Below are 19935 nucleotides of genomic sequence, written 5' to 3' on the forward strand. Positions count from 1 at the left end.
GTACGCGATGACACGTGAGGGTGAAGTGCTCCGTGTGCAATTGGCCGGTTAGCGTGCTCGCATGAAAGAAGATGCACGACTCACCGCGTGGGTGCGCGGCCGAGTACAGGGAGTGGGCTTCCGCTGGTTCACCAGGGCAAACGCTCTGGAGATCGGGGGGCTCACCGGATTCGCCCTCAACCTCGACGACGGCCGGGTCCAGGTCGTGGCCGAGGGCCCGAGTGACCATTGCCACCGTCTGCTCGACTGGCTCCGCTCCGGGGACACGCCCGGGCGCGTGGACGGCGTGACTGAGATCTGGGACACGCCCCGCGGGGGTTACGAGGGCTTCGCCATCCGCTGACCGGACCCCTTCCGGACCCGCGGACGGACCCTCCGGGACCGTCCGCACCGGGGCCCCGCACGTGCCGCAGGAATGTGCGAGAGGCGAAAACGTCCTGGTGGTTGCCAAGGACGTCGTGCCGTGCCAGGCTGCGCCGGTAAGGATGATCTCCACACCCCCTGGGTGCCGCGCGCGAGGCGCCGCCGCGAGGTTCAGCGGCCGCAAGCCCCCCGGTTGCCCGTCGATACGGGGTGTGATCGTGTTGACCGTCAAACTTTTTGGTGAGACTCTGGAATCCCCGCGCACCTTAGCTGTCCGGCAGTAAGAACCGCAGCGAAGTACACGCACTGCCGAACACCGCGGGTGCGAATCCCTCACGACCCACACCGCTTCGGTCGGTCACTCAGTGTGGAGGACCATCCATCATGGCAAAGGCGCTTCTCGGTTACGTCGGCGGTTCCGACCCGCGACTCCTCGCCGAGATGCGACGGCTTCAGCAGCGCGTACAGGACCTCGAGTCCGAACTCGTACGGATCCAGTCCGAGAACGACGCGCTGAACGAGGCCGCCGCACAGCACCACGAGTCGTCGCTGCTGGAAGGCATCGACATCGACGTTCCCCAGGCGGAGCCCGCGCTCACCTGATCCCGGCCCCCACGGGCCCGGGTGATCCCGGCCCCCACGGGCTCGGGCGGGCAGCACTCACGCTCGCAGGAAGACATGCAAGGGACGCTCCGGCGTCCCTTCTTTCTGCCCGCTCCCGGTGCCGCCGCCGGTTCCGCTCCACCCCTTCCCCCGCCGGACCCCGAAGGGTCCCGCCCCGTTCACCGGCTCCTCACCGCATGATGTGCCCTGCACGTTCACGGGTGAAACCGCAGCTCCCCGGTAGAGTCCGGGGGCGTGCACCTCAAGGCCCTCACCCTGCGCGGGTTCAAGTCGTTCGCCTCCGCCACCACGCTGAGGTTCGAACCCGGCATCACCTGTGTCGTGGGCCCCAACGGTTCCGGCAAGTCCAACGTCGTCGACGCGCTGTCCTGGGTCATGGGCGAACAGGGCGCCAAGTCCCTGCGCGGCGGCAAGATGGAGGACGTCATCTTCGCCGGGACCACCGGCCGGCCCCCGCTGGGCCGCGCCGAGGTCTCCCTCACCATCGACAACTCCGACGGCGCGCTGCCCATCGACTACGCCGAGGTCACCATCACGCGGATCATGTTCCGCGGCGGCAGCAGCGAGTACCAGATCAACGGCGACACCTGCCGCCTCCTGGACATCCAGGAACTCCTCTCCGACTCCGGCATCGGCCGCGAGATGCACGTCATCGTCGGCCAGGGCCAGCTCGACTCCGTCCTGCACGCCGACCCCGCCGGACGCCGCGCCTTCATCGAGGAGGCCGCCGGCGTCCTCAAGCACCGCAAGCGCAAGGAGAAGGCGCTGCGCAAGCTGGACGCCATGCGGGCCAACCTCGCCCGCGTCCAGGACCTCACCGACGAACTGCGCCGCCAGCTCAAACCGCTGGGCCGGCAGGCCGCCGTCGCCCGCCGCGCCGCCGTCATCCAGGCCGACCTGCGCGACGCCCGGCTACGCCTGCTCGCCGACGACCTCGTCCGGCTGCGCGAGGCACTGGGCGCCGAGATCGCCGACGAGGCCGCGCTCAAGCAGCGCAAGGAGGCCACCGAGGCCGAACTGAAGGCCGCCCTGGCCCGCGAGGCCGACCTCCAGGACGAGGTCCGCCGCCTCGCCCCGCGCCTCCAGCGCGCCCAGCAGACCTGGTACGACCTCTCCCAGCTCGCCGAACGCGTCCGCGGCACCGTCTCCCTCGCCGACGCCCGCGTGAAGTCCGCCACCGCCCAGCCCCCCGAGGAGCGGCGCGGCCGCGACCCCGAGGACATGGAGCGCGAGGCCGCCCGCATCCGCGAGCAGGAGGCCGAGCTCACCGCCGCCCTCGAAGCCGCCGAGCACGCCCTCGAGGACACCGTCGAGCACCGCGCCGCCCTGGAGCGCGCACTCGCCCAGGAGGAGCGCCGCCTCAAGGACGCCGCCCGCACCATCGCCGAGCGCCGCGAACAGCTCGCCCGGCTCGGCGCCCAGGCCGGCGCCGCCCGCTCCCGGGCCGCCGCGGCCCAGGCCGAGATCGAGCGCCTGGCCGCCGCCCGCGACGAGGCGCGGGAACGCGCCGCCGCCGCACAGCAGGAGTACGAGGAGCTCGACGCCGAGGTCCGCGGCCTGGACGCCGACGACAGCGAACTCGCCGACCGCCACGACGCCGCCAAGCGCGCCCTCGCCGACGCCGACACCGCCCTCACCCGCGCCCGCGAGGCCGCGACCGGAGCCGAGCGCCGCCGCGCCGCACTCGCGGCCCGCCACGAGACCCTCGCCCTCGGCCTGCGCCGCAAGGACGGCTCCGGGGCGCTGCTCGCCGCCCGCGACACCCTCGAAGGGCTCCTCGGCCCGGCCGCCGAACTCCTGGACGTCGCCCCCGGCCACGAGGTCGCCGTCGCCGCCGCGCTCGGCTCCGCCGCCGACGCCCTCGCCGTCAGCGGGCCCGCCGCGGCCGCCGAGGCGATCCGGCTGCTGCGCAAGCAGGACGCGGGCCGCGCGGTCCTGCTCACGGCGGGCACGGCGGACGGTGCGCAAGGTGGTACGCGCGCCGGGGGAGCGGGCGCCGGTTCGGGCCCCGGCGCCACCCGCGTACCCGGGCAGGCCGGCGGATCCGTACCCGCCCACGCCCTGGCCACCGCACCCGGCGCGCCCGGCTCCACCGGCGGACCGGCCCCGGCCGCCGCCGCGCCGTCCGCCCACGCGGCCGGCGCCCCCGACGGGCCGCCGCGCGTCATCGACCTCGTGCGCGGCCCGGCCGAACTGGTGGACTCCGTACGCGCGCTGGTGCGGGACACCGTCGTCGTCGCCACCCTGGAGGACGCCGAGGACCTGGTCACCTCCACCCCCGGCGCCACCGCCGTCACCGCCGAGGGCGACGTCCTCGGCGCCCGCCTCGCCCACGGCGGCTCCGCCGCAGCCCCCAGCCTCCTGGAGGTCCAGGCCTCCGTCGACGAGGCCGCCGCCGAACTCGCCTCCCTCGCCGTCCACTGCGAGGAACTCGCCGCCGCCCAGCAGGAGGCCACCGAACGGCGCGCCCACCACGCCGCGCTCGTGGAGGAGCTCGGTGAGCGGCGCCGCGCCGCCGACCGCGAGAAGTCCCAGGTCTCCGGGCAGCTCGGCCGCCTCTCCGGACAGGCGCGCGCCGCCGTCGGCGAGGCCGAGCGCGCCACCGCGGCCGCCGCCCGCGCCCAGGACGCCCTGGACCGCGCCCTGCAGGACGCCGAGGAACTGGCCGAACGCCTCCTGGTCGCCGAGGAGACGCCCGTCGAGGAGGAGCCCGACACCTCCGCCCGCGACCGGCTCGCCGCCGACGGCGCCAACGCCCGCCAGACCGAGATGGAGGCCCGGCTGCAGGCCCGTACCCACGAGGAGCGGGTCAAGGCCCTGGCCGGCCGCGCCGACTCCCTGGACCGGGGCGCCCGCGCCGAGCGCGAGGCCCGGGCCCGCGCCGAGCGGCGCCGCGCCCGGCTGCGCCACGAGGCCGACGTCGGCGCGGCCGTCGCCGCCGGGGCCCGCCAGCTGCTCGCGCACGCCGAGGTGTCCGTCGTACGGGCCGAGGCCGGGCGGGCGGCGGCCGAGGCCGCCAAGGCGGCCGGGGAGACGGAACTGGACCGGGCGCGCGGGCACGGCAGGGACGTGAAGGCGGAACTCGACAAGCTCACGGATTCGGTCCACCGCGGCGAGGTACTGGGAGCGGAGAAGAGGCTGCGGATCGAGCAGCTGGAGACCAAGGCCCTCGAAGAGCTGGGCGTCGAGCCGGACGCGCTGGTCGCCGAGTACGGACCCGGCCAGAGCGTGCCGCCGTCGCCGCCCGCGGAGGGAGAGGAGCTTCCCGATGACCCCGAGCACGAGCGCAACCGGCCCCGCCCGTTCGTACGTACGGAGCAGGAGAAGAGGCTGAGGTCGGCCGAGCGGGCCTACCAGCAGCTGGGCAAGGTCAACCCGCTGGCCCTGGAGGAGTTCGCGGCCCTGGAGGAGCGCCACCAGTTCCTGTCCGAGCAGCTCGCGGACCTGCGCAAGACCCGGGCCGACCTCCTTCAGGTCGTGAAGGAGGTCGACGAGCGGGTCGAGCAGGTCTTCACCGAGGCGTACCGGGACACGGCGCGCGAGTTCGAGGGCGTGTTCTCGCGGCTCTTCCCGGGCGGCGAGGGCCGTCTGGTGCTCACCGACCCCGACGACATGCTGAGCACCGGCGTGGACGTCGAGGCCCGGCCGCCGGGCAAGAAGGTCAAGCGCCTCTCGCTGCTCTCGGGCGGCGAGCGGTCGCTGACGGCCGTGGCGCTGCTGGTGTCCATCTTCAAGGCGCGGCCCAGCCCGTTCTACGTGATGGACGAGGTCGAGGCGGCGCTGGACGACACCAACCTGCAGCGGCTGATCCGGATCATGCAGGAGCTCCAGGAGTCCTCGCAGCTGATCGTGATCACGCACCAGAAGCGGACCATGGAGGTCGCGGACGCCCTGTACGGCGTGTCCATGCAGGGCGACGGCGTCTCGAAGGTGATCAGCCAGCGGCTGCGCTGAGCCTCTCTGCCTGTTCAAGTCTTGAATGGAAAGTGGTCTTCTGTGCCTTCAGGGCGGAAAGTACCCCGGTGTTGACTTCGAAACTTGAAGGCATAGTCTCTGCAACGTTGTCTTTACCTTCAAGTGGTGGGCGGCACGAAGTTGTGCGCCACTGGAAGGGCTCGCCCCCCACTCCCGGCGACGCTGCCGGGCGGCCCCAGGAGTACATGTGACGACCACAGAGAAGGCGTCCGCGTCCGGCGGACGCGACGCGGTCCCCGACCACCTCGGGCACGTCATCTTCATCACGGCCGCCGCGGCCATGGGCGGATTCCTCTTCGGCTACGACAGCTCCGTCATCAACGGCGCCACCGTCGCCATCCAGCACCGCTTCGCCGTCGACGCCAACACCCTCGGCTGGATCATCGCCACCGCCCTGCTCGGCTGCGCCGTCGGCGCCGCCGTCGCCGGACGCCTCGCCGACCGCATCGGCCGCATCAAGGTCATGAAGATCGCCGCACTGCTCTTCGCGGCCAGCGCCATCGGGTCCGCCCTGCCCTTCGCCGCCTGGGACCTCACCGTCTGGCGCCTCATCGGCGGCATCGGCATCGGCATGGCCTCCGTCATCGGCCCCGCCTACATCGCCGAGGTCGCCCCGCCCGCCTACCGGGGACGCCTCGCGTCCTTCCAGCAGGCCGCCATCGTCATCGGCATCGCCATCTCCCAGCTGGTCAACTGGGCCATCCTGAACATGGCCGACGGCGACCAGCGCGGCAAGCTCATGGGCCTGGAAGCCTGGCAGTGGATGCTCGGCGTCATGGTCGTCCCCGCGCTCCTCTACGGACTGCTGGCCTTCGCCATCCCCGAGTCCCCCCGCTTCCTGATCTCCGCCGGCCGCGAGACCGAGGCCAAGAAGGTCCTCGCCGAGGTCGAGGGCACCGGCGTCGACCTCGACGCCCGCGTCCGCCAGATCGAGTCCGGCATGCGAAGCGAGCACGCGTCCTCCTTCAAGGACCTGCTCGGCGGCACGTTCGGCTTCCTGCCGATCGTCTGGATCGGCATCGGGCTCTCCGTCTTCCAGCAGCTCGTCGGCATCAACGTGATCTTCTACTACTCGAACCAGCTGTGGCAGTCCATCGGCAAGGACCCCTCCAGCTCGTTCCTGTACTCCTTCGAGACGTCCATCGTGAACATCGTCGGCACCGTCATCGCGATGGTCCTCGTCGACCGCATCGGCCGCAAACCGCTCGCCCTCATCGGCTCCGCCGGCATGGCCGCCGCCCTGTTCACCTGCGCCTGGGCCTTCTCGTACCGCAGCGGCACCGGCGACGACGTCTCCCTGCCGCACGCCCAGGGCCTCGTCGCGATCATCGCCGCCAACGCCTTCGTGCTCTTCTTCGCGCTCTCCTGGGGCGTCGTCGTCTGGGTCTTCCTCGGCGAGATGTTCCCCAACAAGATCCGCGCCGCCGCGCTCGGCGTCGCCGCCTCGGCCCAGTGGCTCGCCAACTTCGCCATCACCAAGACGTTCCCGAGCATGTCCGAGTGGAGCCTGACCGGCTCGTACGTCATCTACGGCGCGTTCGCCGCGCTCTCGATCCCCTTCGTCCTGAAGTTCGTCAAGGAGACGAAGGGCAAGACCCTGGAGGAGATGGGCTGATCCCCGCTGCCCCCTCCTCCAGCCACACCGCCCCGGCCCGGACCCCCGAGCCGGGGCGGTGCGTGTCCAGGGGCCGCCCGGACCGGCGGCGCGGCCCTCAGGCCGACGGCGACAGCGCCGGCAGCACCTGCTCCGCCAGCAGCCGCAGCGACCGCCAGCCCTCCTCCACCGGCATCCCCCCGCACAGCGGGTGCAGCACCAGCGAGTCCGCGCCCGACGACGCCAGCTCCACGCACTCCCGCGGCGTCACGATCCGGTACACGCCCTCCGCCCGCAGCTCCTCCACGCTGCCCGCCGCCGACCGCACCGCCGAACGGATGTCCTTGGACTGCCACGACGCGTACGTCCGCGCCTCGTGCAGGAAGAACCGCCCGTACTCGGCCCACGCCCGGTCCGGATCCTCCGCCACGTGCAGCAGCGGCGTCTTCTCCGCCGGCATCATCGTCCAGCCCTGCGTCCCGTGCTCCACCAGCTGCCGCTCGTAGTACTCCGCCACCTCCGGCAGGTGCGCGCTGGGGAAGAACGGCAGCCCCAGCCGGGCCGCCCGCCGCGCCGCCGCCCGCGACGACCCGCCCACCAGCAGCAGCGGGTGCGGCTGCGTGAACGGCCGGGGTGTCACCCGCACCGTCCGTCCCTCGTACGTGAACGGCTCACCGCTCCACGCCTTCAGCAGCGTCTCCAGGAGCAGGTCCTGCAGCTTGCCCCGCCGCCCCCAGTCCACCCCGTGCGCCTCGTACTCCTCCGGCCGGTAGCCGATCCCCGCCACCGTCACCAGGCGTCCCGCGCTCAGCAGGTCGAGGACCGCGATCTCCTCCGCCAGCCGCAGCGGGTCGTGCAGCGGGCCGATCACCGCCGACACCGTCACCGAGATCCGGCGCGTCGCCCCGAACACCGCGCCCGCGAACGCGAACGGCGAGGGCAGCCAGTTGTTCTCCGCCCCGTGGTGCTCCTCGGTCTGCACCGTGTCGATGCCGTGCTCGTCGGCGTACGCGGCCATCTCAAGGGCCGCGCGGTAGCGCTCCGACAAGGACTGCGGGGTCGCCTCGGGGTCGACCAGGTTGAACCGTACGACCGTGAACGGCACGGGAACGTCCCCCTTCGCGCTCGATGGGGCCCGATGGGCCCTTGATCCGGCGAAGGGGGACGGTAGTTGACGAGGCGTCAGATATCCAGGGTCATGCCCGCACCGGCCTCAGCGGCGCGCCGCCCCCACCGGCTCGCGCACCGCCGCCGGCCCGGCCGCGGCTACCGGGGCCGACCGCGGCAGCACCGCGTACAGCAGCGCCGCCACCACGATCGTCACCGCCCAGCCCAGACCGTTGCGCCCCACCCACGACGACGCCAGCGGACCCGCGAACCAGTCCACCTTCGTCAGCAGCAGACCCGCCACCAGCGCCACCGCCCACGCCGCCATCGCCTGCCACGCGAACCCGCCCCGGTACCAGTACGCACTCGTGCGGCCCGTGTCCATCAGCGCCGTCGCGTCGTACGACCGCCGCCGCAGCATGTCCACGCCGAACACCCCGATCCACGCCGAGAACGCCACCGCCAGCAGCGTCAGGAACGAGATGAACGACCCGATGAAGCTCGTCGCCACCACCATCAGCAGGAACCCGAACACCAGGCTGATCACCGCGTTCACGCTCACCGCCCACGCGCGCGGCACCCGGATCCCCAGCGTCTGCGCCGTGAACCCCGCCGAGTACATCGACATCGAATTGATCAGCAGCATCCCCACCAGCGCGATCAGCAGGTACGGGACCGAGATCCACGCCGGGAGCAGCTCGCCGATGAACGACACCGGGTCCTGCGCCGACGCCAGGTCCGGCGTCGAGACCGCCATCACCGCACCCATCAGCACCATCGGCACCACCACGATGCCCGCACCGCCGACCGTCGTACCCACCAGCGCCCGCGACGACGCCGCCCGCGGCAGGTAGCGCGTGAAGTCCGGACCCGACGGCACCCAGCTGATCCCGCCCGCCGCGATCGTCCCGATCCCCGCCACCATCATCGCCGTCGAACCCGCCGGCTTCGCGAACACCGCCGACCAGTCCGTGTTCGCCACCAGGTACACCAGCACCAGCACCGAGAACGCGCCGAACAGGTACGTCGACCACGTGCTGCACCTGCGCAGCGCGTTGATCCCCAGGCCCGACACCACGAACGTGCACGCCACGAACAGCAGCAGCGTCACCACGATCAGCGCCGTGTTCGACCTGATCCCGAACAGCAGGTCCAGCACCGTCAGCAGCGCGTACGCGCCCGTCACCGCGTTGATCGTCTCCCAGCCCCAGCGGGCCACCCAGATCAGCGCACCCGGGAACAGGTTGCCCCGCTGCCCGAACACCGCCCGCGACAGCGCCATGCCCGGCGCCCCGCCCCGCTTGCCCGCGATCGAGATCACGCCCACGATCCCGTACGACACCACCGGTGCCACCAGCCCCACCACCAGCACCTGCCAGAAGTTCAGGCCGTTGAACACCACCAGGCCCGCGCCCATCGTCAGCAGCAGCACACTGATGTTCGCCGCCACCCAGGTCGGGAACAGCTCCCGCACCCGACCCGTGCGCTCGGCATCGGGAACGGGTTCGAGACCGCGCGTCTCCACGGCGGAATCGGCAGTGACATCAGGCATGAAACAGCTCCGTGCAGAGGTGGGGGCTCCGGGGAAGGCGTCCCGCAGGGGATGGGGGTCCCGTACAGGCGTACGGTGGGCGTAAAAGCGCTCCAGACCCACCAGCATCGTACGAACCACCCGAAACCTCCAAATAGAGGCCTAGGGCCTTGGACGATCCTCCGGCTCCACGCCCCCGCGCCGCGCGTGGCCGATACTGGGTCCGTTATGGAAATCCTGATTCTTGCTGTCGTCATCGCCCTGGTCGCGGTCGGCGCGATCAGCGGGCTCGTGGTCAGCAGCCGCAAGAAGAAGCAGCTGCCGCCCCCCGAGGCGCCGTCCAGCACGCCGACCATCACCGCACCGCCCGCCGAACCCCGTGTCGGCGACGAAGCGGAAACACCGCGGGACGAACCCCGCCGCACCATCGAGGAGGTGGACCTCCCCGAACCGGCCGCGGACACCCCCGCCGCCGTCGAGGACCCCGTCGTCGCCGAACCGGCGCCCGCACTCGAGGTCCCCGAGCCCACCGCCGGCCGCCTGGTCCGCCTGCGCGCCCGGCTCGCCCGCTCCCAGAACTCGCTCGGCAAGGGCCTGCTCACCCTGCTCTCGCGCGAACACCTCGACGAGGACACCTGGGAGGAGATCGAGGACACCCTCCTCACCGCCGACGTCGGCGTCGCCCCCACCCAGGAACTCGTCGACCGCCTGCGCGAACGCGTCAAGGTCCTCGGCACCCGCACCCCCGACGAGCTGCGCACCCTGCTGCGCGAGGAACTCCTCGCGCTCGTCGGCACCGACTTCGACCGCGAGGTCAAGACCGGTAGCCCCGACGACGCCCCCGGCGTCGTGATGGTCGTCGGCGTCAACGGCACCGGCAAGACCACCACCACCGGCAAGCTCGCCCGCGTCCTGGTCGCCGACGGCAAGACCGTCATCCTCGGCGCGGCCGACACCTTCCGCGCCGCCGCCGCCGACCAGCTCCAGACCTGGGGCGAGCGCGTCGGCGCCCGCACGGTCCGCGGGCCCGAGGGCGGCGACCCGGCCTCCATCGCGTTCGACGCGGTCAAGGAGGGCATCGCCGACGAGGCGGACGTCGTCCTCGTCGACACCGCGGGCCGGCTGCACACCAAGACCGGGCTGATGGACGAGCTCGGCAAGGTCAAGCGCGTCGTCGAGAAGCACAAGCCGCTCGACGAGGTGCTGCTGGTGCTCGACGCCACGACCGGTCAGAACGGTCTGGTGCAGGCCCGCGTCTTCGCCGAGGTCGTCGACATCACGGGCATCGTGCTCACCAAGCTGGACGGCACCGCCAAGGGCGGCATCGTGGTGGCGGTCCAGCGCGAGCTGGGCGTCCCGGTGAAGCTGGTCGGCCTGGGAGAGGGTGCCGACGACCTGGCGCCGTTCGAGCCGGAGGCGTTCGTGGATGCGCTGATCGGGGAGTAGGCGCTGACGGATAACAGCTGACGGATGACACATGACGGATGGCAGATTTCACCGTCTGTCATCCGTCAGCTGTTTTTCTGCCGCCTGTCAGCGGTCAACTGTCTTTCCGTCGCCTGTCAGCTGTCAACGCTCACCCATGCGACCGATGCGAGATGAACGCCAGCGTCCCCAGCAGCAGCCGTGCCTGCGGAGGCCCGCCCGCCATGTCCAGTGACGGTGCCCGCAGCCAGTGCACCGGACCGTGGCCGCCCAGGTCCGACGGGGGAGCGGTGAGGTACGACCCCGGGCCCAGGCAGTGCAGGTCAAGTCCCGCGTCGTCCCAGCCCATCCGGTACAGCAGCTGCGGCAGCTCCACCGAAGCGCCCGGCGCCACGAAGAACTGCGCGCGGCCCGTCGGCGTCGCCAGCACCGGGCCGACCGGCAGCCCCATCCGCTCCAGGCGCACCAGCGCCCGGCGTCCGGCCGGCTCCGCCACCTCGATCACGTCGAACGCACGCCCCACGGGCAGCATCAGCGCCGCCCCCGGGTAGTCCGTCCACGCCTTGGTCGCCTCGTCCACCGTGGCGCCCGCCGACACCTCCGGGGCGAACGCGAGCGGATGCGCGCCCGGAGCCGTACAGCCGTGGGCGCCGCAGGAGCAGTCCGGGGGGCCTCCCTGCGCGCCCGCCGTCCGTCCGGTGGGGACGGCCGCCCGCGCGCCGGGCACCACGTCCCATCCCCACAGCCCTGTGTACTCGGCCACCGCTGTGCACTCCGTGGTGCGGCCGCGGCGGCGTGAGCCGGACCGCAGTTCCCGGATGCCGCCGATCGTGAAGCCCATGCCCCCTCCAACGGGTCGAACTCGCCGGTGGTTACGACCCGGAGTCCCCCGGTGACACTCCGTCGGCATCCCCTCGGGACGCCGGGCCGACTCCGGCGGCCGCGTCGGCGCGAGGGGGTGAACGGGGTGGTGCGGCGTGCCGTGCGCGCCCGTACGCGCACCGCTCCGCCGACTCCTGATCGTCGTATGTCAAGTGAATCGCGCCCGGCCGCAACGGAGTTCATTCGAAGGGGTGGCGAATGGTGGCGTTTCTGGAATCGCCCTCGCGGGAGGGGTGATCGTAGGATTACTTTCAGTGCACGGACCTTGGGCACGAGTGCACGCGCGGGTATGCCAAAGGCAAGTCGGTTTCCTGTTCGATGGAGTCCAACCTGCGGACGGCTGGCAGGAGTTCAGTGCATTCTGATAGAGGTTCGCGCAACGGGTCGCAGTGACACGGGCAGGGTCACGGACACGCGGGCACGGACCGGGCACGGACCGAGCGCGGACAGAGACACACGGGCAGACCGGGCTTGAGACACAGGCTTCAGCGGGATGGGGGCGTTCCAGTGGGCGGCAGCGGCGCAGACGGTACGAATGCCGGCAAGCGCCCGAACGAGCAGCTGAGCTCGTGGTTCGTGCGCAGCGGCTGGTCCAAGGGCGAGCTGGCGCGACAGGTGAACCGCCGGGCGCGCCAGATGGGCGCACACCACATCAGCACCGACACCTCACGGGTGCGGCGCTGGCTCGACGGCGAGCAGCCGCGCGAGCCGATCCCGCGCATCCTCTCCGAGCTGTTCTCCGAGCGCTTCGGCAGCGTCGTCGCCGTCGAGGACCTCGGGCTGCGCACCGCCCACCAGTCGCCCTCCGTCTCCGGCGTCGACCTGCCCTGGGCCGGACCCCAGACGGTCTCCCTGCTCAGCGAGTTCTCCCGCAGCGACCTGATGCTCGCCCGGCGCGGCTTCCTCGGCACCTCGCTCGCCCTGGCCGCGGGCCCCGCCCTCATCGAGCCCATGCAGCGCTGGCTGGTGCCCACCCCGGGCGGCGACGCCGGCCGCGCCGACCCGCCCGGCTCCTCCCGCAGGCCGTCCCGGCTCTCCCGCCCCGAGCTGGACCTGCTCGAGTCCACCACCGCGATGTTCCGCCAGTGGGACGCCCAGTGCGGCGGGGGACTGCGCCGCAAGGCCGTCGTCGGCCAGCTCCACGAGGTCACCGACCTGCTCCAGGAGCCCCAGCCGTCCGCCACCGCCCAGCGCCTGTTCACCTGCGCCGCCGAACTGGCCCAGCTGGCCGGCTGGATGAGCTACGACGTGGGCCTGCAGCCCACCGCGCAGAAGTACTTCGTCCTCGCCCTGCACGCCGCCAAGGAGGCCGGGGACAAGTCCCTCGGGTCGTTCATCCTCTCCTCCATGAGCCGCCAGATGATCCACCTCGGCCGCCCCGACGACGCCCTGGAGCTCGTCCACCTCGCCCAGTACGGAAGCCGCGACTGCGCCACCCCCCGCACCCAGGCCATGCTGTACGCGGTCGAGGCCCGGGCCTACGCCAACATGGGCCAGCCCAGCAAGTGCAAGCGCGCCGTGCGCATGGCCGAGGACACCTTCTCCGACGCCGTCGAGGGCCGCGAGCCCGAGCCCGACTGGATCCGCTTCTTCAACGAGGCCGAGCTCAGCGGGGAGAACGCCCACTCGTTCCGCGACCTGGCCTACGTGGCCGGGCGCTCGCCGACGTACGCCTCCATGGCCGAACCCATCATGGAGCGCGCCGTGGAACTCTTCGGCCAGGACGACGAGCACCAGCGGTCCTACGCCCTCAACCTCATCGGCATGGCCACCGTGCACCTGCTCAAGCGCGAACCCGAGCAGTCCACCGCCCTCGCCGAGCGCGCCCTCGCCGTCGCCAAACGGGTGCGCTCCGAGCGGGTCAACACCCGTCTGCGCAAGACCGTCGACACGGCCGCCCGCGACTTCGCCGACGTCCCCGAGGTCGCCCACCTCACCGACATCCTCACCGCCCAGCTGCCCGAGACCGCCGAAGCCGTCTGACCGGGTCCGGTCGGTCCGGCCCGGACGGACCGGGCCCGCCCCGCCCGAGCCCCCTGATCCGGCCACCGCCACCCCCGGACCGCCGCACCCACGCCCCCCACGACGCCCCCGCGGTCCGCACGCGACCGCACACGGCCCGTACACACCGCGCCGTACGCAGACCCCGGCCGCGACGCCCGCCCCGGAAAGCCCGACTCGGCTCCCCACGCCAGGTCAACCGGGTGGCCGTCGCGGCCGGTCCACCCCACCCGTACGGACGCCCGTTACGCGCCCGTGACCGGGCCGTTCATAACGGCGTAACACCCGCGCCCCCTTCGTCACTGCCGCGAAACACCGGGCAGCACCACCGGAAACCGGCCTGCGCCAACCTCAGGGCCCATAACCGGCCCGCCCAGGCTCCCGCCCCCACACCCCGAGCCGCGCACCGACGAGGAGACGCCGATGCCTCCAGGCATCACGCTTGCCGCCGACACACCCACCCTGTCGGCCGCCAACACCGGCTTCATGCTGATCTGCTCCGCCCTGGTGATGCTCATGACCCCGGGCCTCGCCTTCTTCTACGGAGGCATGGTCCGCGTCAAGTCCACCCTCAACATGCTGATGATGAGCTTCATCAGCCTCGGCATCGTCACCATCCTGTGGGTGCTGTACGGATTCAGCCTCGCCTTCGGCACGGACAGCGGCTCCGTCATCGGCTGGAGCTCCGACTACGTCGGACTCAGCGGCATCGGACTGACCGAGCTCTGGGACGGCTACACCATCCCCGTCTACGTCTTCGCCGTCTTCCAGCTGATGTTCGCCATCATCACGCCCGCCCTGATCAGCGGCGCCCTGGCCGACCGCGTCAAGTTCACCGCCTGGGCGCTGTTCATCACCCTGTGGGCCACCATCGTGTACTTCCCCGTCGCCCACTGGGTCTGGGGCACCGGCGGCTGGCTCTTCGACATGGGCGTCATCGACTTCGCCGGCGGCACCGCCGTCCACATCAACGCCGGAGCCGCCGCCCTCGGCGTCATCCTCGTCATCGGCAAGCGCGTCGGGTTCAAGAAGGACCCCATGCGCCCCCATAGCCTCCCGCTCGTCATGCTCGGCGCCGGACTCCTCTGGTTCGGCTGGTTCGGCTTCAACGCCGGCTCCTGGCTCGGCAACGACGACGGCGTCGGCGCCGTCATGTTCGTCAACACCCAGGTCGCCACCGCCGCCGCCATGCTCGCCTGGCTCGCCTACGAGAAGATCCGGCACGGCTCCTTCACCACCCTCGGCGCCGCCTCCGGCGCCGTCGCCGGACTCGTCGCCATCACCCCCTCCGGCGGCTCCTGCTCCCCGCTCGGCGCCATCGCCATCGGCGTCATCGCCGGCCTGCTGTGCGCCATGGCCGTCGGCCTCAAGTACAAGTTCGGCTACGACGACTCCCTCGACGTCGTCGGCGTCCACCTCGTCGGCGGAGTCGTCGGCTCCCTCCTCATCGGCCTCTTCGCCACCGGCGGCGTACAGTCCGACGCCAAGGGCCTCTTCTACGGCGGCGGCCTCGAACAGCTCGGCAAGCAGGCCATCGGCGTCTTCGCGGTCCTCGGCTACTCCCTCGTCGTCTCCGCCCTGCTCGCCCTCGTCCTCGACAAGACGATCGGCATGCGCGTCAGCGACGACGACGAGATCACCGGCATCGACCAGACCGAACACGCCGAGACCGCCTACGACTTCAGCGGCGCCGGCGGCGGAACCGGCTCCCGCAAGGCCGTCCCCACCCCCGCCGTCGCGGACTCGGCCGCCCCGACCAAGAAGGTGGACGCATGAAGCTCATCACCGCGGTCGTCAAGCCCCACCGGCTCGACGAGATCAAGGAAGCCCTCCAGCACTTCGGCGTACAGGGCCTGACCGTCACCGAAGCCAGCGGATACGGACGCCAGCGCGGCCACACCGAGGTCTACCGCGGAGCCGAGTACACCGTCGACCTCGTACCCAAGATCCGCATCGAGGTCCTCGTCGAGGACGCCGACGCCGAACAGCTCATCGACGTCATCGCCAAGGCCGCCCGCACCAACAAGATCGGCGACGGCAAGGTCTGGAGCGTCCCCGTCGACACCGTCGTCCGCGTCCGCACCGGCGAACGCGGCCCCGACGCCCTCTGACGAGGCCGAACCGCATGACCGACGACCGACGAACCGAAAACTGAACAGAACCGAGGAGCCCCAGGGTGACCAGTACCGAAGCGACCCCCGCCGACGACACGGCACCCGACGGCTACGCGGCGGCCCGCCTGCGCCTGCTCAACGACAGCGGCCAGAGCGGGCCGACCCGCCGCACCACCCTCGCCCGGCTCACCGACACCTGGCTCGCCGCCCTCCACACCGCCGCCGCACCCCCGCGCGGCACCGCCCTCGTCGCCGTCGGCGGCTACGGCCGCGGCGAACTCTCCCCCCGCAGCGACCTCGACGTCCTCCTGCTCCACGACGGCAGCGCCCCGGCCGCCGACATCGCCGCGCTCGCCGACCGCATCTGGTACCCCGTCTGGGACCTCGGCCTCGCCCTCGACCACTCCGTACGCACCCCCGGCGAAGCCCGCACCACCGCCGCCGACGACCTCAAGGCCCACCTCGGCCTCCTCGACGCCCGCCACCTCGCCGGCGACCTCGGCCTCACCACCCGGCTGCGCACCACGATCCTCGCCGACTGGCGCAACCAGGCCGCCAAACGCCTCCCCGAACTCGGCGAACTGCGCCGCGAACGCACCGACCGCGCCGGCGAACTGCGCCACCTCCTCGAACCCGACCTCAAGGAGGCCCACGGCGGCCTGCGCGACACCACCGTCCTGCGCGCCATCGCCGCCTCCTGGATCGCCGACGCCCCCCGCCAGGGCCTCGACGCCGCCCGCCGCACCCTCCTCGACACCCGCGACGCCCTCCACCTCACCACCGGCCGCGCCACCGAACGGCTCGCCCTGCAGGAACAGGACGCCGTCGCCGAGGAACTCGGCCTCCTCGACGCCGACACCCTCCTGCGCCACGTCTACGAAGCCGCCCGCACCATCGCCTACGCCAGCGACGTCACCTGGCGCGAGGTCCACCGCGTCCTCAAGGCCCGCACCACCCGCCCCCGGCTGCGCGCCCTCATCGGCAAGGCCCCCCGCCAGCCCGAACGCACCCCCCTCGCCGACGGCGTCGTCGACATGGACGGCGAAACCGTCCTCGCCCGCACCGCCCGCCCCGAACGCGACCCCGTACTGCCCCTGCGCGCCGCCGCGGCCGCCGCCCAGCACGCCCTGCCGCTCTCCCCGCACGCCGTACGCCACCTCGCCACCACCGCACCGCCCCTGCCCGTCCCCTGGCCCGCCGAAGCCCGCGACGCCCTCGTCAGCCTCCTCGGCGCCGGCGAAGCCACCCTCCCCGTCTGGGAAGCCCTCGAAGCCGAAGGGCTCGTCACCCGGCTCATCCCCGACTGGGAACGCGTCCGCTGCCGCCCCCAGCGCAACGCCGTCCACACCTTCACCGTCGACCGCCACCTCGTCGAGACCGCCGTACGCGCCGCCCACCTCACCCGCCGCGTCCACCGCCCCGACCTCCTCCTCATCGCCGCCCTCCTGCACGACATCGGCAAGGGCTGGCCCGGCGACCACAGCGTCGCCGGACAGACCATCGCCCGCGACGTCGCCACCCGCATCGGCCTCACCCCCCACGACACCGACACCGTCGCCACCCTCGTACGCCACCACCTGCTGCTCATCGACACCGCCACCCGGCGCGACCTCGACGACCCCGTCACCATCCGCACCGTCGCCGACGCCGTCACCCACCCCGACACCCTGGAACTCCTGCACGCCCTCACCGAGGCCGACGCCCTCGCCACCGGCCCCGCCGCCTGGTCCACCTGGCGCGGCAACCTCGTCGCCGACCTCGTCAAACGCGTCGCCGCCGCCCTCGCGGGCGACCCGCCCCCCGACCCCGAGGACACCGCCCCCGGCGCCCACCACGAACGCCTCGCCGTCGAAGCCCTGCGCACCGGCGGCCCCGTCCTCACCCTCCACACCCACCACGAGCCCGCCGACGGCGACGCCCCCGACGCCGACGACACCCCCGAGGCCATCGGCGCCACCCTGCGCATCGCCGTACCCGACCAGCCCGGCATCCTCCCCGCCGCCGCCGGCGTCCTCGCCCTCCACCGCCTCACCGTCCACGCCGCCGACCTGCGCACCCTCCACCTGCCCGAAGGACTCGGCACCGCCCTCGTCCTCGACTGGCAGGTCGCCGCCGCCTACGGCAGCCTCCCCGACGACACCCGGCTCCGCGCCGACCTCGTACGCGCCCTCGACGGCACCCTCGACATCCCCCAGCGCCTCGCCGAACGCGAAGCCGCCTACCCCCGCCGCCACGGCCTCACCGCACCGCCCCCGCGAGTCACCCTCGCCCCCGCCGCCTCCCGGCGCGCCACCGTCATCGAGGTGCGCGCCCACGACGCCCCCGGCCTCCTGCACCGCATCGGCCACGCCCTGGAGAGCCACGGCGTCCACGTCCGCAGCGCCCGCGTCTCCACCCTCGGCGCCAACGCCGTCGACGCCTTCTACGTCACCGGACCCGACGGCGCGCCCCTCGCCCCCGACGAGGCCACCGACGCCGTCCGCGCCGTCGAGAAGGCCCTGCGCGACTGACACCCGCCGCCGTCCGCCCCACCCCGGGCACGCCCCCGCGACCACCGGGACCGATCCGGTACGACCACCGGGACCGATCCGGTACGACCGCCGGAACCGATCCCGTACGACCGCCGGGGTCGGCTTCCCGGCAGGGCCGGATACCCTGGAGGGCGACCCAGACCCGTACCCGACCCGAGGACCGACGAGCGACGTGTTCGATACTCTCTCCGACCGCTTGGCGAATACCTTCAAGACCCTGCGCGGCAAAGGAAGGCTCAGCGAGGCGGACATCGACGCCACGGCGCGCGAGATCCGTATCGCACTGCTCGAAGCCGACGTCGCCCTGCCGGTCGTCCGCGCCTTCATCAAGCAGGTCAAGGAGCGCGCCACCGGCGCCGAGGTCTCCCAGGCGCTGAACCCCGCCCAGCAGGTCATCAAGATCGTCAACGAGGAGCTCGTCGGCATCCTCGGTGGCGAGACCCGACGGCTCCGCTTCGCCAAGAGCGGCCCCACCGTCATCATGCTGGCCGGCCTCCAGGGTGCCGGTAAGACCACCCTCGCCGGAAAGCTCGGCCACTGGCTCAAGGGCCAGGGCCACTCCCCGCTGCTCGTCGCCTGCGACCTCCAGCGCCCCAACGCCGTCAACCAGCTCAGCGTCGTCGCCGAGCGCGCCGGCGTCGGCATCTACGCCCCCCAGCCCGGCAACGGCGTCGGCGACCCCGTCCAGGTCGCCCAGGACTCCATCGAGTACGCCAAGACCAAGCAGTACGACGTCGTCATCGTCGACACCGCGGGCCGCCTCGGCATCGACGCCGAACTCATGCAGCAGGCCGCGGACATCCGCGACGCCGTGCGCCCCGACGAGGTCCTCTTCGTCGTCGACGCCATGATCGGCCAGGACGCCGTCAACACCGCCGAGGCCTTCCGCGACGGCGTCGGCTTCGACGGCGTCGTCCTGTCCAAGCTCGACGGCGACGCCCGAGGCGGTGCCGCGCTCTCCATCGCGCACGTCACCGGCCGCCAGATCATGTTCGCCTCCAACGGCGAGAAGCTGGACGACTTCGACGCGTTCCACCCGGACCGCATGGCGTCCCGCATCCTCGGCATGGGCGACATGCTCTCGCTCATCGAGAAGGCCGAGCAGACCTTCAGCCAGGAAGAGGCCGCCAAGATGGCCTCCAAGCTGGCGTCCAAGAAGGGCCAGGACTTCACGCTCGACGACTTCCTGGCCCAGATGGAACAGGTCCGCAAGATGGGCTCCATCTCCAAGCTGCTCGGCATGCTCCCCGGCATGGGGCAGATCAAGGACCAGATCAACAACATCGACGAGCGCGACGTCGACCGCACCGCCGCCATCATCAAGTCCATGACGCCCGGCGAGCGCCAGGACCCCACCATCCTCAACGGCTCCCGCCGCGCCCGCATCGCCAAGGGCTCCGGCGTCGAGGTCAGCGCCGTCAAGAGCCTCGTCGAGCGCTTCTTCGAGGCCCGCAAGATGATGTCCCGCATGGCCCAGGGCGGCGGCATGCCCGGCATGCCCGGGATGCCCGGCATGGGGGGCGGCGGCTCCCGCCAGAAGAAGCAGGTCAAGCAGGCCAAGGGCAAGCGCAAGAGCGGCAACCCCATGAAGCGCAAGGCCGACGAGCAGGCCGCCCAGGCCCGCCGCGACCAGGCCCAGCAGGGCGGCAACGCCTTCGGGCTGCCCGCCGGCGAGCCCGGCAAGGACTTCGAGCTCCCCGACGAGTTCAAGAAGTTCATGGGCTGACGGCCCGGAACACCGTACGGATCCGTACGCGCGCTTGCGCATCCGTACGGGGAATCCGTACG

At 72.2% G+C, this 19935-nt stretch carries 13 protein-coding genes; 10 read left to right on the forward strand and 3 right to left on the reverse strand.

Features of this window, described 5'->3' with window-relative positions; translation table 11 throughout:
* Positions 1-61: 61 nt before the first annotated feature.
* The 4 genes from ABT160_RS26360 to ABT160_RS26375 all read left to right on the forward strand — a co-directional run bounded on the left by ABT160_RS26360 (position 62) and on the right by ABT160_RS26375 (position 6577).
* Positions 62-343, forward strand: coding sequence for an acylphosphatase (locus ABT160_RS26360; protein ID WP_351650274.1), 282 nt, complete (start codon positions 62-64; stop codon positions 341-343).
* 404 nt (positions 344-747) lie between these two features.
* The gene (locus ABT160_RS26365; protein ID WP_351650275.1) at positions 748-966 is read left to right on the forward strand and encodes a hypothetical protein; all 219 of its coding nucleotides are present in this window, start codon (positions 748-750) and stop codon (positions 964-966) included.
* 255 nt (positions 967-1221) lie between these two features.
* Positions 1222-4941: an AAA family ATPase gene (locus ABT160_RS26370; protein ID WP_351650276.1), complete on the forward strand. Its 3720-nt coding sequence runs from the start codon at positions 1222-1224 to the stop codon at positions 4939-4941.
* Positions 4942-5149: 208 nt separating this feature from the next.
* The gene (locus ABT160_RS26375; protein WP_351650277.1) at positions 5150-6577 is read left to right on the forward strand and encodes a sugar porter family MFS transporter; all 1428 of its coding nucleotides are present in this window, start codon (positions 5150-5152) and stop codon (positions 6575-6577) included.
* 97 nt (positions 6578-6674) lie between these two features.
* Here ABT160_RS26375 and ABT160_RS26380 read toward each other — a convergent pair whose 3' ends face one another.
* A complete protein-coding gene (locus tag ABT160_RS26380) occupies positions 6675-7661 on the reverse strand; it encodes an LLM class flavin-dependent oxidoreductase (protein ID WP_351650278.1) in 987 nt (328 codons plus the stop codon).
* A gap of 108 nt (positions 7662-7769) precedes the next feature.
* Positions 7770-9215 carry a cytosine permease gene (locus ABT160_RS26385; RefSeq protein ID WP_351650279.1) on the reverse strand — a complete coding sequence of 482 codons (1446 nt, stop codon included), beginning with the start codon at positions 9213-9215 and terminating at the stop codon, positions 7770-7772.
* A gap of 207 nt (positions 9216-9422) precedes the next feature.
* Between ABT160_RS26385 and ftsY the strand changes: the two genes are divergently transcribed.
* Positions 9423-10640: a signal recognition particle-docking protein FtsY gene (gene ftsY / locus ABT160_RS26390; protein ID WP_351650280.1), complete on the forward strand. Its 1218-nt coding sequence runs from the start codon at positions 9423-9425 to the stop codon at positions 10638-10640.
* Between the two features lie 130 nt (positions 10641-10770).
* Here ftsY and ABT160_RS26395 read toward each other — a convergent pair whose 3' ends face one another.
* Positions 10771-11460 (reverse strand): bifunctional DNA primase/polymerase, encoded by a 690-nt coding sequence (locus ABT160_RS26395; RefSeq protein ID WP_351650281.1) that lies wholly within the window; start codon positions 11458-11460, stop codon positions 10771-10773.
* 548 nt (positions 11461-12008) lie between these two features.
* On the opposite strand from ABT160_RS26395, the gene nsdA reads away from it, so the two are divergent.
* The 5 genes from nsdA (at position 12009) to ffh (ending at position 19873) form a co-directional block, all read left to right on the forward strand.
* Positions 12009-13484: a transcriptional repressor NsdA gene (gene nsdA / locus ABT160_RS26400; protein ID WP_351650282.1), complete on the forward strand. Its 1476-nt coding sequence runs from the start codon at positions 12009-12011 to the stop codon at positions 13482-13484.
* A gap of 441 nt (positions 13485-13925) precedes the next feature.
* Positions 13926-15278: an ammonium transporter gene (locus ABT160_RS26405; protein WP_351650283.1), complete on the forward strand. Its 1353-nt coding sequence runs from the start codon at positions 13926-13928 to the stop codon at positions 15276-15278.
* Positions 15275-15613 carry a P-II family nitrogen regulator gene (locus ABT160_RS26410; RefSeq protein ID WP_351650284.1) on the forward strand — a complete coding sequence of 113 codons (339 nt, stop codon included), beginning with the start codon at positions 15275-15277 and terminating at the stop codon, positions 15611-15613. Before ABT160_RS26405 ends, ABT160_RS26410 begins: the two co-directional genes overlap by 4 nt.
* 65 nt (positions 15614-15678) lie before the next feature.
* Positions 15679-18126 (forward strand): [protein-PII] uridylyltransferase, encoded by a 2448-nt coding sequence (locus ABT160_RS26415; protein ID WP_351650285.1) that lies wholly within the window; start codon positions 15679-15681, stop codon positions 18124-18126.
* Positions 18127-18319: 193 nt separating this feature from the next.
* Entirely contained in the window at positions 18320-19873 is a 1554-nt protein-coding gene (gene ffh / locus ABT160_RS26420; protein WP_351650286.1) for a signal recognition particle protein, read from the forward strand.
* Positions 19874-19935: the final 62 nt, after the last annotated feature.

The sequence above is a fragment of the Streptomyces sp. NPDC001941 genome (assembly GCF_040296945.1).
GTDB lineage: Bacteria > Actinomycetota > Actinomycetes > Streptomycetales > Streptomycetaceae > Streptomyces.

Coding starts and splice junctions, on each gene's coding strand:
- ABT160_RS26405 (WP_351650283.1), top strand. CDS start 13,926: ATGCCTCCAGGCATCACGCTTGCCGCCGACACACCCACCCTGTCGGCC.
- ABT160_RS26395 (WP_351650281.1), bottom strand. CDS start 11,460: ATGGGCTTCACGATCGGCGGCATCCGGGAACTGCGGTCCGGCTCACGC.
- ABT160_RS26410 (WP_351650284.1), top strand. CDS start 15,275: ATGAAGCTCATCACCGCGGTCGTCAAGCCCCACCGGCTCGACGAGATC.
- ABT160_RS26365 (WP_351650275.1), top strand. CDS start 748: ATGGCAAAGGCGCTTCTCGGTTACGTCGGCGGTTCCGACCCGCGACTC.
- ABT160_RS26360 (WP_351650274.1), top strand. CDS start 62: ATGAAAGAAGATGCACGACTCACCGCGTGGGTGCGCGGCCGAGTACAG.
- ftsY (WP_351650280.1), top strand. CDS start 9,423: ATGGAAATCCTGATTCTTGCTGTCGTCATCGCCCTGGTCGCGGTCGGC.
- ABT160_RS26385 (WP_351650279.1), bottom strand. CDS start 9,215: ATGCCTGATGTCACTGCCGATTCCGCCGTGGAGACGCGCGGTCTCGAA.